The 16,768-nt window shown below is 59.0% G+C and carries 16 protein-coding genes; 13 read left to right on the forward strand and 3 right to left on the reverse strand.

What is annotated here, in order from left to right:
• The 5 genes from ACIQY3_RS31625 to ispD form a co-directional block, all read left to right on the forward strand.
• The coding region (locus ACIQY3_RS31625; RefSeq protein ID WP_403027902.1) for a CTP synthase at nt 1–1,424 on the forward strand (1,424 nt) is incomplete at its 5' end.
• A gap of 5 nt (nt 1,425–1,429) precedes the next feature.
• On the forward strand, nt 1,430–2,275 hold the full coding sequence (gene kdsA / locus ACIQY3_RS31630) for a 3-deoxy-8-phosphooctulonate synthase (protein WP_054047163.1): 846 nt from the start codon (nt 1,430–1,432) through the stop codon (nt 2,273–2,275).
• Nucleotides 2,276–2,431: 156 nt separating this feature from the next.
• Nucleotides 2,432–3,721 (forward strand): phosphopyruvate hydratase, encoded by a 1,290-nt coding sequence (eno, locus tag ACIQY3_RS31635; protein WP_403027905.1) that lies wholly within the window; start codon nt 2,432–2,434, stop codon nt 3,719–3,721.
• Between the two features lie 172 nt (nt 3,722–3,893).
• Nucleotides 3,894–4,172, forward strand: a complete 279-nt coding sequence (gene ftsB / locus ACIQY3_RS31640; protein WP_008028992.1) for a cell division protein FtsB — start codon at nt 3,894–3,896, stop codon at nt 4,170–4,172.
• Nucleotides 4,169–4,876 carry a 2-C-methyl-D-erythritol 4-phosphate cytidylyltransferase gene (ispD, locus tag ACIQY3_RS31645; protein ID WP_403027908.1) on the forward strand — a complete coding sequence of 236 codons (708 nt, stop codon included), beginning with the start codon at nt 4,169–4,171 and terminating at the stop codon, nt 4,874–4,876. Before ftsB ends, ispD begins: the two co-directional genes overlap by 4 nt.
• 110 nt (nt 4,877–4,986) lie before the next feature.
• Here the strand turns inward: ispD and ACIQY3_RS31650 are convergent, their stop codons facing one another.
• On the reverse strand, nt 4,987–5,883 hold the full coding sequence (locus ACIQY3_RS31650; RefSeq protein ID WP_403027911.1) for a LysR substrate-binding domain-containing protein: 897 nt from the start codon (nt 5,881–5,883) through the stop codon (nt 4,987–4,989).
• Between the two features lie 107 nt (nt 5,884–5,990).
• On the opposite strand from ACIQY3_RS31650, the gene ACIQY3_RS31655 reads away from it, so the two are divergent.
• The 8 genes from ACIQY3_RS31655 (at nt 5,991) to rpoS (ending at nt 13,125) form a co-directional block, all read left to right on the forward strand.
• Nucleotides 5,991–7,103 (forward strand): S-(hydroxymethyl)glutathione dehydrogenase/class III alcohol dehydrogenase, encoded by a 1,113-nt coding sequence (locus ACIQY3_RS31655; protein ID WP_008054058.1) that lies wholly within the window; start codon nt 5,991–5,993, stop codon nt 7,101–7,103.
• 8 nt (nt 7,104–7,111) lie between these two features.
• A complete protein-coding gene (fghA, locus tag ACIQY3_RS31660) occupies nt 7,112–7,957 on the forward strand; it encodes an S-formylglutathione hydrolase (protein WP_403027913.1) in 846 nt (281 codons plus the stop codon).
• Nucleotides 7,958–8,000: 43 nt separating this feature from the next.
• Nucleotides 8,001–8,474: a 2-C-methyl-D-erythritol 2,4-cyclodiphosphate synthase gene (gene ispF / locus ACIQY3_RS31665; protein ID WP_010462780.1), complete on the forward strand. Its 474-nt coding sequence runs from the start codon at nt 8,001–8,003 to the stop codon at nt 8,472–8,474.
• Nucleotides 8,471–9,529: a tRNA pseudouridine(13) synthase TruD gene (gene truD / locus ACIQY3_RS31670; RefSeq protein WP_403027915.1), complete on the forward strand. Its 1,059-nt coding sequence runs from the start codon at nt 8,471–8,473 to the stop codon at nt 9,527–9,529. The genes ispF and truD overlap by 4 nt, the downstream gene beginning before the upstream one ends.
• Complete coding sequence (surE, locus tag ACIQY3_RS31675; RefSeq protein WP_403027918.1) at nt 9,517–10,266, forward strand: 5'/3'-nucleotidase SurE; 750 nt, start codon at nt 9,517–9,519, stop codon at nt 10,264–10,266. Before truD ends, surE begins: the two co-directional genes overlap by 13 nt.
• 41 nt (nt 10,267–10,307) lie before the next feature.
• On the forward strand, nt 10,308–10,943 hold the full coding sequence (locus ACIQY3_RS31680; RefSeq protein WP_173860469.1) for a protein-L-isoaspartate(D-aspartate) O-methyltransferase: 636 nt from the start codon (nt 10,308–10,310) through the stop codon (nt 10,941–10,943).
• Nucleotides 10,944–11,154: 211 nt separating this feature from the next.
• Nucleotides 11,155–12,012, forward strand: a complete 858-nt coding sequence (locus ACIQY3_RS31685; protein ID WP_403027921.1) for a peptidoglycan DD-metalloendopeptidase family protein — start codon at nt 11,155–11,157, stop codon at nt 12,010–12,012.
• A 105-nt stretch (nt 12,013–12,117) separates the two neighbouring features.
• Complete coding sequence (gene rpoS, locus ACIQY3_RS31690) at nt 12,118–13,125, forward strand: RNA polymerase sigma factor RpoS (RefSeq protein WP_403027924.1); 1,008 nt, start codon at nt 12,118–12,120, stop codon at nt 13,123–13,125.
• A gap of 540 nt (nt 13,126–13,665) precedes the next feature.
• Here the strand turns inward: rpoS and fdxA are convergent.
• A complete protein-coding gene (fdxA, locus tag ACIQY3_RS31695; RefSeq protein ID WP_054047139.1) occupies nt 13,666–13,989 on the reverse strand; it encodes a ferredoxin FdxA in 324 nt (107 codons plus the stop codon).
• 141 nt (nt 13,990–14,130) lie between these two features.
• Nucleotides 14,131–16,698: a DNA mismatch repair protein MutS gene (gene mutS / locus ACIQY3_RS31700; protein WP_403028060.1), complete on the reverse strand. Its 2,568-nt coding sequence runs from the start codon at nt 16,696–16,698 to the stop codon at nt 14,131–14,133.
• Between the last annotated feature and the right edge of the window lie 70 nt (nt 16,699–16,768).

Here is a 16,768-nt window from a genome sequence, read left to right on the forward strand (position 1 = left end):
TGGACCTGGGCCACTACGAGCGGTTCATCCGCACGACCATGACCCAGAACAACAACTTCACCACCGGCCGTGTTTACGAACACGTCCTGCGCAAAGAGCGCCGTGGTGATTACCTGGGCGCTACCATCCAGGTGATCCCGCACATCACCGACGAAATCAAGCGCCGGATCATCAAGGGCGCCGGCGATGCCGACGTGGCCATGGTCGAGATCGGTGGCACCGTGGGTGACATCGAGTCGCAACCGTTCCTCGAAGCGATCCGCCAATTGCGTTTCGAAGTCGGCGCCAAGCGCGCGATGCTGATGCACCTGACGCTGGTGCCGTACATCGCCACCGCCGGCGAAACCAAAACCAAGCCAACCCAGCACTCGGTCAAGGAACTGCGTTCCATCGGCCTGCAGCCTGACGTGCTGGTGTGCCGCTCCGACCACCCGATCGACATCTCGTCCCGTCGCAAGATCGCCCAGTTCACCAACGTTGAAGAACGTGCGGTGATTGCCCTGGAAGACGCCGACACCATCTACAAGATCCCGGGCATCCTGCACTCCCAGGGCCTGGATGATTTTGTCGTCGAGCGTTTCGGCCTGCAATGTGGTGGCGCCGACCTGTCCGAGTGGGAAGCCGTGGTCGACGCCAAGCTCAACCCTGAGCACGAAGTCACCATCGCTATGGTCGGCAAGTACATGGAACTGCTGGACGCCTACAAGTCACTGATCGAAGCGATGAGTCACGCCGGCATCAGCAACCGCACCAAGGTCAACCTGCGCTACATCGATTCCGAAGACATCGAAAACCAGGGCACCGCGCTGCTGGAAGGTGTCGACGCGATCCTCGTACCGGGCGGCTTTGGTCTGCGTGGCGTGGAAGGCAAGATCACCGCCGTCCAATACGCTCGCGAAAACAAGGTTCCGTACCTGGGCATCTGCCTGGGCATGCAAGTGGCCGTGATCGAGTTCGCTCGTAACGTGCTGGGCTGGAAAGATGCCAACTCCACCGAGTTCGATCGTGCAAGCGGTCACCCGGTCGTGGGCCTGATCACCGAGTGGGAAGATGCCACCGGCGCCGTAGAAACCCGCACCGAAGCGTCCGACCTGGGCGGCACCATGCGCCTTGGCGCACAGGATTGCCTGCTGGAGCCGGGTTCGCTGGTTCACGATTGCTACGCAAAAGACGTGATTGTCGAGCGTCACCGCCATCGCTACGAAGTGAACAACAACCTGCTGCCGCAAATCATGGAAGCCGGCCTGAAAATCTCCGGTCGTTCCGGTGATGGCGCGCTGGTCGAAGTGGTTGAAGCACCGGATCATCCTTGGTTCGTCGCTTGCCAATTCCACCCTGAGTTCACCTCGACGCCGCGCGACGGTCACCCGTTGTTCACCGGTTTCGTCAAAGCAGCGCTGACTCAACACCAGAAGAAGGCATAAATCCGATGGCGCAGAAGATTATCCGTGTAGGCGATATCGAGATTGCCAACGACAAGCCAATGGTGCTTTTCGGTGGCATGAACGTGCTGGAAAGCCGCGACATGGCGATGCAGGTCTGCGAAGAGTACGTCAAGGTCACCGAGAAACTCGGTATCCCTTACGTGTTCAAGGCCAGTTTCGACAAGGCTAACCGGTCCTCCGTGACCTCTTACCGTGGCCCCGGCCTGGAAGAGGGCATGCGGATCTTCCAGGACATCAAGCAAGCCTTCGGCGTGCCGATCATCACCGACGTCCACGAGCCTGAACAGGCCGCGGTCGTCGCTGAAGTCTGCGACATCATCCAGCTGCCAGCCTTCCTATCGCGCCAGACCGACCTCGTGGTCGCGATGGCCAAGACCGGCGCGGTGATCAACATCAAGAAAGCCCAGTTCCTCGCACCGCACGAGATGAAACACATCCTGAGCAAGTGCGTGGAAGCAGGTAACGATCAGTTGATCCTCTGCGAGCGCGGTTCGAGCTTCGGCTACAACAACCTGGTCGTCGACATGCTCGGCTTCGGCATCATGAAGCAGTTCGAATACCCGGTGTTCTTCGACGTGACCCATTCGCTGCAAATGCCTGGCGGTCGCTCCGATTCCGCTGGCGGTCGTCGCGCCCAGGTCACCGACCTGGCCAAGGCCGGCATCAGCCAGTCCCTGGCGGGTTTGTTCCTCGAAGCCCACCCGGATCCGGACAATGCCAAATGCGACGGCCCTTGTGCCTTGCGTCTGGACAAACTGGAGCCATTCCTGGCCCAGCTCAAAGCTTTGGACGAACTGGTTAAGAGTTTTCCGACGGTAGAAACCGCGTAAACCTCATTTCTCCGGTAAAGTACCGCACGATTTAATGTTCAGGCCCGCGGGCCTGAGCCTTATCGTCCGCAAGCCTGCCCGCTGCACATCACTTGCCGACGGTAAAAGATTTCCTCTAGCTGCGTCGTTTTCGTCAACTTTGGAGTGTTTACAACAATGGCAAAAATCGTCGACATCAAAGGTCGTGAAGTTCTCGACTCCCGTGGCAATCCCACCGTCGAAGCGGACGTGCTTCTCGATAACGGCATCATCGGTAGCGCTTGCGCGCCGTCCGGTGCTTCCACTGGCTCGCGTGAAGCACTCGAGCTGCGTGATGGCGACAAGAGCCGTTACCTGGGCAAGGGCGTACTCAAAGCCGTAGCCAACATCAACGGTCCGATTCGCGACCTGCTGTTGGGTAAAGACCCAAGCGACCAGAAAGCCCTCGATCACGCGATGATCAAGCTCGACGGTACTGAAAACAAAGGTTCCCTGGGCGCCAACGCGATCCTCGCCGTTTCCCTGGCTGCGGCCAAGGCAGCAGCACAGGACCAGGACCTGCCGCTGTACGCTCACATCGCCAACCTGAACGGCACCCCGGGTGTTTACTCGATGCCGGTTCCGATGATGAACATCATCAACGGTGGCGAGCACGCCGATAACAACGTAGACATCCAGGAATTCATGGTTCAGCCGGTTGGCGCCAAGTCTTTCTCGGAAGGCCTGCGCATGGGCACCGAGATTTTCCATCACCTCAAAGCTGTGCTGAAGGCCCGTGGCCTGAGTACTGCCGTCGGTGACGAAGGTGGTTTCGCACCGAACCTGGCTTCCAACGAAGACGCTTTGAAAGTGATCTCCGAAGCCGTGGCCAACGCCGGTTACAAGCTGGGCACCGACGTGACCCTGGCACTGGACTGCGCAGCCAGCGAATTCTACGAAGACGGTAAATACAACCTGTCCGGCGAAGGCCATGTATTCACCTCTGAAGGTTTTGCTGACTACCTCAAAGGCCTGACCGAGCGCTACCCGATCATCTCCATCGAAGATGGCCTGGACGAGTCCGACTGGGCTGGCTGGAAAGTCCTCACCGACAAGATCGGCGAGAAAATCCAACTGGTGGGCGACGATCTGTTCGTGACCAACACCAAGATCCTGAAAGAAGGGATCGATAAAAAGATCGCCAACTCGATCCTGATCAAGTTCAACCAGATCGGCACCCTGACCGAAACCCTGGAAGCCATCCAGATGGCCAAGGCCGCTGGTTACACTGCCGTCATCTCGCACCGCTCCGGCGAAACCGAAGATTCGACCATTGCCGACCTGGCTGTGGGCACCTCGGCTGGCCAGATCAAGACCGGCTCCCTGTGCCGTTCCGATCGCGTTTCCAAGTACAACCAACTGCTGCGTATCGAAGAGCAGTTGAACGGCAAAGCCAAGTACAACGGTCGCAGCGAGTTTCGCGGCTGATTAGTACGTGGTAAAAAAGACACCGGATTGTGTCGGAAAAATCGCTACAGCGATGGATTTGCCACTAATCTGATGCCTTAAGAGCACAAGCCTGGGTCTTCCAGGCTTCGTGCTATCAGAAGCTTCATAGTTTTGGCATGGCTGTCTTTTTTCACTGGATACCTGATATTCGATGCGCAGTCCCAATTGGTTGTTCCTCGTCTTGCTCCTGCTGCTGGCTGGCCTGCAGTACCGCCTGTGGGTGGGAAATGGCAGTCTGGCGCAAGTGGCCGAGCTGACTCAGCAGATTGCGGATCAACACGCCGAGAACGAAGGGTTGCTGGAACGCAATCGGGTGATGGACGCCGAAGTCAGTGAGTTGAAAAAGGGCATGGAGACCGTTGAAGAACGGGCTCGTCATGAGTTGGGCATGGTCAAGGACGGTGAAACCCTTTACCAGTTGGCTCAATGATCCAGTCGTTACCGGCCTTCTGGGCCGTAATTCCTGCCGCGGGCGTCGGCGCCCGTATGGCCGCGGACCGTCCCAAGCAATACTTGCAACTGGGCGGGCGCACTATTCTCGAACACAGCCTCGGCTGTTTCCTTGATCATCCTGCCCTGAAGGGCTTGGTGGTCAGTCTTGCGATTGATGATCCTTATTGGCCGAACCTGGCATGTGCCTCCGATCCGCGCATTCAGCGGGTCGAGGGTGGCGCCGAGCGTTCGGGGTCTGTGCTCAATGCGTTGCTGCATTTGCATGCGCTGGGCGCCGATGATGAGGATTGGGTGTTGGTGCATGATGCTGCACGGCCGAATCTGGCCCGGGATGATCTTGATAAGTTGCTGAGCGAATTGGCGGATGATTCGGTTGGCGGACTGCTGGCAGTGCCGGCACGGGACACTCTCAAGCGCGTCGACAAAAACGGGCGCGTGCTGGAAACCGTGGATCGCAGCGTGATTTGGCAGGCTTATACGCCGCAGATGTTTCGCCTGGGTGCGTTGCATCGGGCGTTGGCCGATAGCTTGGTAGCGGACGTGGTTATTACCGATGAAGCGTCGGCGATGGAGTGGTCGGGTTTGGCGCCGCGCTTGATTGAAGGGCGATCCGATAATCTGAAGGTCACCCGCCCCGAAGACCTGGAGTGGTTGCGTCAGCGTTGGGTGAACCGCCGCTAAGATCGCAGCCTCGTTGCACTCGACAGCGCCTACATTGTCCGCGCTCACCGTACGGCACCTGTGGGCGCTGTCGAGTGCAACGAGGCTGCGATCTTTTGATCTTCAAACCCTCAAACCCGATACTCCGGTCGCTCAGCCAACCCTTCCTTCAAATAATCCACCAACTTGCGCACCTTCGGCGACAGATGCCTTTGCTGCGGATAAAGCGCCCACACCGCCGTATTCGGCGGTTGATGCGCTTCCAGCAGCGAAATCAGCGCGCCGCTGTGCAAATGCTCCAGTACGTAATAGTCCGGCAACTGACACAACCCCACCCCTTGCAGCGCCGCATCCAATACCGCTTGCCCACTGTTGCAACGCCAGTTTCCCTGCACTCGCTGGGAAAATTCCCGCCCGTTCTGTTCCAGTTGCCACAGGTCCGAGCTGCCGATGAGGCAGTTATGCCGGCTCAATTCCGACAAACTGTGTGGCCGACCGTACCGTTCCAGGTAGGACGGGGAGGCGCACAGGAACATGCGTCGCGGTGCCAGGCGTGTTGCCACCAGTCGTGAGTCTTGCAAGCGACCGAGACGGATCGCCAGGTCCAGGCCTTCATGTACCAGATCGAGTTGGCGATTGCTCAGTTCAATGTCGATCCGCAATTGCGGGTAAAGCCCCATGAACCGGGTCACCAGCGGCACGATAAAGCGTTCGCCGTAAGCCACGGCGCAGGTCATGCGCAGCATGCCTTTGGGTTCGCTTGTCAGGTCGCCGACCGCGCGCAACGCTTCTTCGCGACCATCCTGTAAACGCTGGCAGTGCTGCAGAAACGTTTGCCCGGCCTCGGTCAGGGTCACCCGCCGGGTGCTGCGATACAGCAGGCGCGTCTGAAGGCGCTCTTCCAGGCGTACGATTTGTCGACTGACATGGGAGGACGAAACCCCAAGGCGTTCCGCCGCGGCGGTGAATTGGCTGCATTCGGCGACGGCGACAAACTCGTCGATCCCTTCCCAGCGGTTTTCCGACACTTAGGATTATCCCTGTACGGCAATAATATTTTGCATTTGTCCCGATTATTCATCGTACGGCTGTGTATTACACTCCTTGTCTCGTTTTTATTCACTGGAGAGTCAGCATGATCAAGTCGCGCGCCGCCGTTGCCTTCGAGGCCAAGAAACCCCTCGAAATCGTTGAAGTCGATGTCGCCATGCCGAAGGCCGGTGAAGTCCTGCTGCGTGTCGTGGCTTCCGGGGTTTGCCACACCGACGCCTACACCTTGTCCGGCGCTGACCCGGAAGGCATCTTCCCGTCGATCCTCGGTCACGAAGGTGGCGCCATCGTTGAAGCCATCGGCGAAGGCGTGACCTCGGTCGCGGTAGGCGATCACGTGATCCCGCTGTACACCCCGGAATGCCGTCAGTGCAAATTCTGCCTGTCGGGCAAAACCAACCTCTGCCAGGCCATTCGCGCCACCCAAGGCAAAGGTCTGATGCCGGATGGCACTTCGCGCTTTTCCTACAAGGGCCAGCCGATTTTCCACTACATGGGCACCTCGACCTTCTCCGAGTACACCGTGCTGCCGGAAATTTCCGTCGCCAAGATTGCGAAAGAAGCACCTCTGGAAAAAGTCTGCCTGCTGGGTTGCGGTGTCACCACCGGCATCGGCGCGGTGCTGAATACTGCCAAGGTAAAACCGGGTGACACCGTGGCCATTTTTGGCCTGGGCGGCATCGGTTTGTCGGCGGTGATTGGCGCGGTCAAAGCCAAGGCTGCACGAATCATTGCGATCGACATCAACCCGGCCAAATTCGAGATCGCCAAGCAACTGGGTGCAACCGATTGCGTGAACCCGAAAGATTTCGATCGTCCGATCCAGGAAGTCATCGTCGACATGACCGATGGCGGCGTCGACTTTTCCTTTGAGTGCATCGGCAACGTGCAATTGATGCGCGCGGCCCTGGAGTGCTGCCACAAAGGTTGGGGTGAGTCGGTGATCATCGGCGTGGCCGGCGCTGGCCAGGAAATCTCGACCCGTCCGTTCCAACTGGTGACCGGTCGCGTCTGGCGCGGTTCGGCGTTCGGTGGTGTGCGCGGGCGTACCGAGTTGCCAAGCTATGTGGAAATGGCCGAAACCGGCGAGATCCCGCTGGATACCTTCATCACCCACACCATGGGCCTGGAAGATATCAACAAGGCGTTCGACCTGATGCATGAAGGCAAGAGCATCCGTTCTGTTATCCATTTCTGAGGTCGCTCATGAGCCTGGAAAATATCTCCTGCCAGAAAAGCTTCGGCGGCTGGCACAAACGCTACCGGCACCGCTCCGACGTGCTCGGCTGCGACATGGTGTTTGCCGTGTACCTGCCGCCGCAAGCGGAGCAGGGCGGCAAGTTGCCGGTGCTGTACTGGTTGTCCGGCCTGACCTGCACCGACGAGAACTTCATGCAGAAGGCCGGCGCCATGCGCATGGCCGCCGAGTTGGGGCTGATCATCGTCGCGCCGGACACCAGTCCGCGTGGGGCTGATGTACCGGCCGATCCGGAGGGCGCCTGGGACTTCGGCCTCGGCGCCGGTTTCTACCTGAATGCCACCCAGGAACCGTGGTCGCGGCACTATCGGATGCATGACTATGTCGTGCAGGAATTGCCGGCATTGGTCGAAGCGCATTTCCCGGCATCGGATAAACGCGGTATCAGCGGCCATTCCATGGGTGGCCACGGGGCGCTGGTTTGTGCGTTGCGCAATCCGGGCCGTTATCAGTCGGTGTCGGCGTTTTCGCCGATCAACAATCCGATGGATTGCCCGTGGGGGCAGAAGGCATTCTCCCGCTACCTGGGTGAAGACCGATCCAAGTGGCGCGAATGGGATGCTTGCGCGCTGATCGCTGAAGCCGATGAGCACCTGCCGTTGTTGGTCGATCAAGGTGATCGCGACGATTTCCTCGCCACCCAGCTCAAGCCTGAAGCCCTGCAACAGGCGGCCAAACTGGCCGGTCATCCGCTGACGTTGCGCCTGCAACCGGGCTATGACCACAGCTATTTCTTCATCGCCAGTTTCATCGACGACCACTTGCAGCATCACGGGCGCGCTCTAGGCCTCTAATGCAGGTAGAATCACGCCCTGACAAAAATCGGGGCGTTTTTTTATGCGTATTGGCCACGGCTATGATGTGCACCGTTTCGCTGAAGGCGATTTCATTACTCTGGGCGGCGTGCGTATTGCACACGGCTTCGGGCTGCTCGCTCACTCCGACGGTGACGTCCTGCTGCACGCCTTGAGCGATGCCTTGCTCGGCGCGGCTGCGCTGGGTGATATCGGCAAGCACTTCCCGGACACCGACCCAACGTTCAAGGGCGCCGACAGCCGTGTGCTGTTGCGTCACGTCGTCGCACTGATCCACGCCAAAGGCTGGAAAGTCGGCAACGTCGATAACACCATCGTTGCCCAGGCGCCGAAAATGGCCCCGCATATCGAATCGATGCGCGCGCTGATTGCCGCGGATCTTCAAGTTGAGTTGGATCAAGTGAACGTGAAAGCTACCACCACCGAAAAGCTTGGCTTTGTCGGTCGCGAAGAAGGCATTGCCGTGCATTCCGTTGCCTTGTTGCTGCGCGCATGAACGAACTGCAATTGCTCGGCCCTCAGGCCTATGGCGAAGCCCTCGGCACGGCGGTACTGAAAGCCACGGCGGAAGATTTCCAGGTCGATGAAGTGCTCAATATCCCCCTCAGCGGTGATGGCGAGCACCTGTGGATTTGGGTCGAGAAGCGCGGTCTGAACACCGAGGAAGCTGCACGCCGGATCGCCAAGGCGGCGGGCGTACCGTTGCGCACCGTCAGTTATGCGGGATTGAAGGATCGTCAGGCGCTGACCCGCCAGTGGTTCAGCGTGCAACTGCCGGGCAAGGCCGATCCTGATCTGTCGGCAGCGGAAAACGACACACTGAAAATCCTCAAGACCGGTCGGCACAAACGCAAGCTGCAACGCGGTGCCCACTCGGCCAATGGTTTCACCTTGCGTCTGACTCAATTTGCTGGCGACAAGGCGGCAATCGAAGAGCGTCTGCAACTGATCGCCCAAAAAGGTATTCCGAATTATTTCGGCGCCCAGCGTTTCGGCTTTGACGGCGGCAACGTGGTCGATGCCCGGGCCTGGGCGGCACGCAAGGCGTTGCCGGAGCAGCGCAATGTGCGTTCGCGGCTGCTCTCTACGGCTCGCAGTTTTCTGTTCAACCAGGTGCTGGCGGCGCGTGTGGCCGATGGCACCTGGCAGAAAGCTCAGGTCGGCGATCTGCTGGCCTTCACCGACAGCCGCAGCTTTTTTCCGGCCGGTGAAGCGGAGTGCAGCGACCCGCGCCTGGCGATTCTCGACCTGCATCCGACCGGTCCGCAGTGGGGCGAAGGTGACTCGCCGGCCACGGGCGCTGTCCATGAACTGGAGCAGGAAATCGCCAGCCGCGAAGCAGACTTGCGCGATTGGTTGATTAACGCCGGTATGAGCCACGAACGTCGCATCCTGCGGCTGCCCATTGGTGGGTTGACGTGGCATTATCCCGAGCCTGACATTCTGCAACTGGAATTCGTCCTGCCGGCCGGATGCTTCGCCACCGTATTGGTGCGTGAACTCGTCGATCTGGTGCCGGTGGGGCAGACGGACAGCCCATGCGTATTCTGATTTCTAACGACGATGGGGTAACCGCACCCGGTCTCGCCGCGCTTTATGCTGCGCTGGCGGATTACACCGAGTGCGTGGTTATCGCCCCGGACCAGGACAAAAGCGGCGCCAGCAGTTCGCTGACGCTCGACCGTCCGTTGCACCCGCAAACCCTGGCCAACGGCTTCATCAGCCTCAATGGCACACCTACCGATTGCGTGCACCTGGGCCTTAACGGCTTACTGGAGCGCCAGCCGGACATGGTGGTTTCCGGTATCAACCTGGGCGCTAACCTCGGGGACGACGTGTTGTATTCCGGTACCGTGGCGGCGGCCCTTGAAGGTCGCTTCCTGGAGCGTCCTTCGTTTGCCTTTTCGTTGGTCTCACGGCAAGTAGAGAACCTTCCCACAGCCGCCTACTTTGCGCGCAAACTGGTCGAAGCCCATGCTGACCTCCAGCTGCCACCGCGCACGGTGCTGAACGTGAACATTCCCAACCTGCCGCTGGATCACATCCGTGGAATTCAGCTGACCCGCCTCGGGCATCGCGCCCGCGCCGCGGCACCGATGAAAGTCGTCGATCCGCGTGGCAAGTCCGGCTACTGGATTGCCGCTGCCGGGGACGCCGAGGACGGCGGCCCGGGGACTGACTTTCATGCGGTGATGCAGGGCTATGTCTCAATCACTCCACTACAACTGGATCGCACCTTCAATGATGCCTTCAGAAGTCTCGATGGCTGGCTGGAGGGGCTGCGTTAATGTCTCGTGAACAAGACGATATGCTGCGTCGCGGCATCGGCATGACCTCTCAGCGAACCCGCGAGCGGCTTATTCAGCGGCTGTATGAAGAGGGGATTTCCAACGCCAAGGTGCTGGAAGTGATCCGCCGTACACCGCGTCACCTGTTTGTCGACGAGGCGCTGGCGCACCGGGCCTACGAAGATACCGCGCTGCCGATCGGCAACAACCAGACCATCTCCCAGCCTTATATGGTGGCCCGCATGAGCGAGTTGCTGCTGGAGGCCGGTCCGCTGGACAAGGTGATGGAGATCGGCACTGGCTCTGGCTACCAGACGGCCGTGCTGTCGCAGTTGGTGGAGCGGGTGTTTTCCGTAGAGCGCATCAAGGTGTTGCAGGACCGGGCCAAGGAACGCCTGGTCGAGCTGAACCTGCGCAACGTGGTCTTCCGCTGGGGCGATGGCTGGGAAGGCTGGCCGGCACTGGCACCGTATAACGGCATTATCGTCACCGCCGTCGCCACCGACGTGCCCCAGGCACTGCTCGACCAGTTGGCACCGGGCGGACGTCTGGTGATTCCGGTCGGCTCCGGTGAGGTCCAGCAATTGATGCTGATCATCCGTGAAGAACAGGGCTTTTCCCGACGCGTTCTGGGGGCGGTGCGTTTCGTGCCATTGCTCAACGGGCCACTGGCCTGAGCATTTGTTTTGCCGCGCTGAATTCTCTTCGATTGCCCATGTCTTACAGCGGCGTCGATCAGTTAAACGGGATTCATCAGCGGGCAGCAAACGTGTGCGCGAAGCGATTTCGCTTCATTAAAGGTAAAGCCTGTACGGCCCGTTATACTTGCGACATTTCGTGCCGAATCACGGCAATCCACATTTTCAGCCACCACAAAGGGAGCGGCGGGTGAGTCTCACAGTCATTGCGCAGCGTAGGGTTACAACAAGCTTTCAGCGCCTGGTGACTGGCCTTGTCTTGAGCACGTTGCTGGTCGGTTGCTCCAGCACCAAGTCGAGCACCGTGGGCGTGGTGGATCGCAACAATGCGGTCGCCCAGCGTCCGGCGGTGACGACGGGTCAATACGTCGTTCGACCGAAAGACACCCTGTTCTCGATCGCTTTTCGCTACGGTTGGGACTACAAAGCCCTCGCAGCACGGAACAATATTCCTACGCCGTATACGATCCATCCGGGTCAGACAATTCGCTTCGATGGTCGTACCGGTTCAACGTCGACGGCAGCGGCCAGCGCACCGGATTCAACGCCTTCGTCGTCGCTCAAAACCACGGTAATTCGACGCCAACCGAATGGCGCAACTACCACGACAGCGGTGGTTGCACCGTCCGTCGCCAACAAGCCAGCACCCGCACCACTGCCTCCGGCAGGTCCGGCCCCGACCGGCTGGGGATGGCCTTCTAATGGCATATTAATTGGAAAATTCTCTTCAAACGGTAGTTTGAATAAAGGAATTGATATCGCCGGGGATTTGGGACAGCCTGTTTTAGCTGCGTCTGATGGGACGGTGGTATACGCCGGGAGTGGCTTAAGGGGCTACGGCGAATTAGTCATCATCAAACACAGCGATACCTACGTCAGTGCCTACGGACATAACCGCAGGCTGTTGGTTCGGGAGGGGCAGCAGGTCAAAGTCGGACAGACAATTGCCGAAATGGGGTCAACGGGTACAGACCGGGTGAAACTGCATTTTGAGATTCGCCGACAAGGTAAGCCTGTAGATCCGCTGCAATTCCTGCCACGTCGTTGATTTGTTGTCAGCCTGTTCCGTCACGTAGAGGGAACAGGCTCCAGCGTTGCCAAGGATAAAGGCGCCGCTTGAGCTTGAGGTCGAACTCACCAAAGGACTATAACAATGGCTCTCAGTAAAGAAGTGCCGGAGTTTGACATCGACGATGAGGTTTTCCTTATGGAGACCGGCATCGCTACGGATTCGATGTCGAATGATGAAGGGGCTGCACCACCTTCCGTTCGTGCCAAATCCAAACACTCCGCTTCGTTAAAGCAACACAAGTACATCGACTACACGCGGGCACTCGATGCCACGCAGCTGTATCTCAATGAAATCGGCTTTTCCCCGCTGCTCTCCCCGGAAGAAGAAGTTCATTTTGCGCGCTTGTCGCAAAGTGGCGATCCGGCCGGGCGCAAACGCATGATTGAAAGCAACCTGCGGCTGGTGGTGAAAATCGCCCGGCGCTACGTCAATCGTGGTTTGTCGCTGCTGGACCTGATCGAAGAGGGCAACCTCGGGTTGATCCGGGCAGTGGAAAAGTTCGACCCCGAGCGCGGCTTCCGCTTTTCGACCTACGCAACCTGGTGGATTCGTCAGACCATCGAGCGCGCGATCATGAATCAGACCCGGACCATCCGGTTGCCGATCCATGTGGTCAAAGAGCTCAACGTGTACCTGAGGGCCGCACGGGAGCTGACTCAAAAGCTCGATCACGAACCTTCACCCGAAGAAATCGCCAACCTGCTGGAAAAACCGGTAGGCGAGGTCAAGCGCATGCTGGGCCTGAACGAGCGGGTTTCTTCGGTCGACGTCTCGCTGGGTCCGGATTCGGATAAAACCCTGCTGGACACCCTTACCGACGATCGTCCAACCGATCCATGCGAACTGCTGCAGGACGATGACCTGTCCCAGAGCATCGATCAGTGGCTCTCGGAGCTGACCGACAAGCAACGCGAGGTGGTCATACGCCGCTTCGGCCTGCGCGGTCACGAGAGCAGCACGCTTGAAGATGTAGGCCTGGAAATTGGTCTTACCCGGGAGCGGGTCAGGCAAATCCAGGTGGAAGGGCTTAAGCGCCTTCGAGAAATTCTCGAGAAGAACGGCCTGTCGAGTGAGTCGCTGTTCCAATAAGGCATTCGCTCAATGGCACCAAAAAGCCCTGACTGGTTCGGGGTTTTTTGTTGCCTGGGAGAAAGCTCGGGTTCGTAGTCTTGCGGTGTAAGACTTCGCTTACTCTTTCGTAAGTGTTCGTTATTTTTACAGGTTGGTGGTTGGCCATTTTCAAAGCGACGTGGTTATAACTAACTGACTTATATGGATATTTTGTTTTGTGAAGTGCATATGACAGCGCGTTTCGCCAGCGAAGTGCGGTTGCTCATACCGGGGGATTCTCTAGTATCTGGGTTGTGTCGACGGATAGACACGCCCTTCAAGGAAGAGGGGAAAGGACATCGCAGGACGCGGTTCATCAGGACGATGAAAAGGAATACAGGGAATAGGGAAAAAATGTGGGCGGGTCAAACCGCCCCTTTTTTTGCCTGCAGAAAAGTTTAAAGATCGCAGCCTTCGACAACGGCCACAGTCACGTAGGAGCTGCCGAAGGCTGCGATCTTTTGATCTTCATAAAAGCAAAAAGGCCCGCAAGGGGCCTTTTCGAGAACGCGCGGTAAATCAGCGTTCGAGGTCTTTGATCTTGCCTTTGACGCCATCCCACTCTTCGGCATCGGGCATCGATTCTTTCTTCTCGGTGATGTTTGGCCAGATTTCTGCCAGCTCAACGTTCAGCTGAATGAATTCCTGCATCTCTTCCGGGACTTCATCTTCGGAGAAGATGGCCACGGCCGGGCATTCTGGTTCGCACAGTGCGCAGTCGATGCACTCATCCGGGTGAATCACCAGGAAGTTCGGGCCTTCGTAAAAGCAGTCCACCGGACAGACTTCTACGCAGTCGGTGTACTTGCACTTGATGCAGTTGTCGGTGACGACGAAGGTCATTTCTAATTTTCTCCTCAGGCGGCGGCAGCGGAGCCCCTTCACGTTGGGGTCGCCAGGTTCGGGAGCGATAGTCTGCAGGCGGGCTAAACGCCTGCAGCATCCCAAACCGCGCGAGATTCTAACAGCTTGCAGGCAAGTGCGTTAGATCCGTGTCTTTAGTGTATAGAGCATTTCCAGCGCACGGCGCGGACTCATGTCGTCCAGATCCAGTTTGGCCAGTTCATCCAGCACCGGATGCGGCAGGCTGGCGAACATGTCGCTCTGCTGCGGCGCGGCCGGTTTGCCTTTGACGGGCTTCGGCACTTCATGGGGCAGGGCGGTGGCTTCCAGTCGACCCAGGTGCTCGCGGGCACGCACGATCACTTCGCTTGGCACACCGGCCAGCTGCGCAACCGCCAGGCCATAGCTCTGGCTGGCAGGCCCTGGCAGGACGTGGTGCAGGAACACGATGCGTTCGTTGTGCTCGGTGGCATTGAGGTGCACGTTGGCTACCAGTGGCTGGGCTTCCGGCAACACGGTCAGTTCAAAGTAGTGGGTGGCGAACAGCGTGTAGGCACGCAGGTGCGCCAGACGCTCGGCCGCCGCCCAGGCCAGGGACAGACCGTCGAAGGTACTCGTGCCGCGCCCGACTTCGTCCATCAGCACCAGGCTGCGTTCGGTGGCGTTGTGCAGGATGTTCGCGGTTTCGCTCATCTCGACCATGAAGGTCGAACGGCCGCCGGCCAGGTCATCGCTGGAACCGATCCGGGTGAAGATGCGGTCCACCAGGGACAACTCGCAACTGGCCGCCGGCACGAAACTGCCGATATGCGCCAGCAACACAATCAATGCGGTCTGACGCATGTAGGTGGATTTACCGCCCATGTTCGGACCGGTGATCACCAGCATGCGGGTGTTGTCATCAAGGCACAGGTCGTTGGCCACGAACGGCGTGCTCAGCACTTGCTCGACCACCGGGTGACGACCCTGGCTGATACGCATGCACGGCTCACTGACGAAGCGTGGGCAGTTCAGGTCGAGGTTCAGCGCCCGTTCGGCAAGGTTGCTCAATACGTCGAGTTCAGCCAGGGCAGCGGCGGTGTCTTGCAGCGGCGGTAACTGGGCGATCAAGTCTTCGAGCAGCGCTTCGTAGAGCATCTTCTCGCGAGCCAGGGCGCGGCTCTTGGCCGACAACGCTTTGTCTTCGAAGGCTTTCAATTCCGGCGTGATGAAGCGCTCGGCACCTTTGAGCGTCTGGCGGCGAATGTAGTCCGCCGGTGCTGACTCGGCTTGCTTGCTCGGCAACTCAATGAAGTAACCGTGAATGCGGTTGTAGCCAACCTTCAGGTGCGACAGACCGGTGCGGGCCTTCTCCCGGGCTTCGAGGTCGATCAGGAACTGCCCGGCGTTTTCGCTGAGCGATTGCAGGTCGTCGAGTTCGGCGTCGTAACCGGTTTTCAACACGCCGCCGTCACGGATCACCGCCGGCGGGTTGTCGATGATGGCTTTTTCCAGCAGCGCCGCCAGTTCCGGGTAGGTGCTGGTGGTCGCAGCCAATTGAATAATGTGCGGGGCTTCGAGCTCGGTCATTGCCACTTGCAGCTCGGGCAGTGCGCCGAGGGCGTCGCGCAGGCGAGCCAGGTCGCGAGGACGGGCGTTACGCAAACCGATCCGCGCCAGGATCCGCTCGATGTCGCCGATTTCCTTGAGCTGCGGTTGCAGCTTTTCGAAACGGTAGGCGTCGAGCAGGCAAGTGATCGAGGACTGACGCGCCAGCAACACGGTCAAATCCCGCAGCGGACGATTCAACCAACGGGTCAGCAAACGGCTGCCCATCGCGGTCTGGCAGCGATCGACCACCGATTGCAGGGTGTTCTCGCGACCGCCGGCCAAGTTGGTGTCCAGTTCCAGGTTGCGACGGCTCGCGCCGTCCAGTACCACGGTGTCGTCCAGGCGCTCATGGCGCAGGCTGCGCAAGTGCGGCAGGGCGGTGCGCTGGGTTTCCTTGGCATAACTGAGCAGGCAACCGGCGGCGCCGATGGCCAGGGTCAGGTTCTCGCAACCGAAGCCTTTAAGGTCTTGGGTCGAGAATTGCTGGCAGAGACTTTTCAGCGCTGTGTCGCGCTCAAAATCCCACGGCGCACGACGACGAACCCCACGACGTTTTTCCGCCGGCAAGTCCTTCGGCCAATCGTCCGGGATCATCAGCTCCACCGGATTGACCCGCTCCAACTCCGCCAGCAAGTTTTCCCAGCCTTTGATTTCCAGCACGGTGAAGTTGCCGCTGGTGATGTCCAGCACCGCCAGACCGAACAAGCGCTCATCACCCAGCACCGCCGCGATCAGGTTGTCCCGACGCTCATCCAGCAACGCTTCATCACTGACCGTACCCGGCGTGATGATCCGCACTACCTGACGATCCACCGGACCTTTGCTGGTGGCCGGGTCGCCGACCTGCTCACAGATCACCACCGACTCGCCGAGTTTGACCAGTTTCGCCAGGTAACCTTCCGCGGCGTGGTAAGGAATCCCACACATCGGAATCGCCTGACCCGCCGACTGCCCACGGGCGGTCAGGGTAATGTCCAGCAACTTGGCGGCCTTCTTCGCGTCTTCATAGAAGATCTCGTAGAAGTCACCCATGCGGTAGAACATCAGCTGGTCAGGGTGCTGGTTCTTCAGGCGCCAGTATTGCTGCATCATCGGCGTGTGCGAGGACAGATCGGAGATAGCTTTATTCATCGGAAATCAGGAAAACTCGTTGAAAGGTGTAGGGCAAAGGAGGGGCATCGGCCCGGCT

The sequence above is a fragment of the Pseudomonas sp. NPDC096950 genome (assembly GCF_044762525.1).
Lineage (GTDB): Bacteria > Pseudomonadota > Gammaproteobacteria > Pseudomonadales > Pseudomonadaceae > Aquipseudomonas.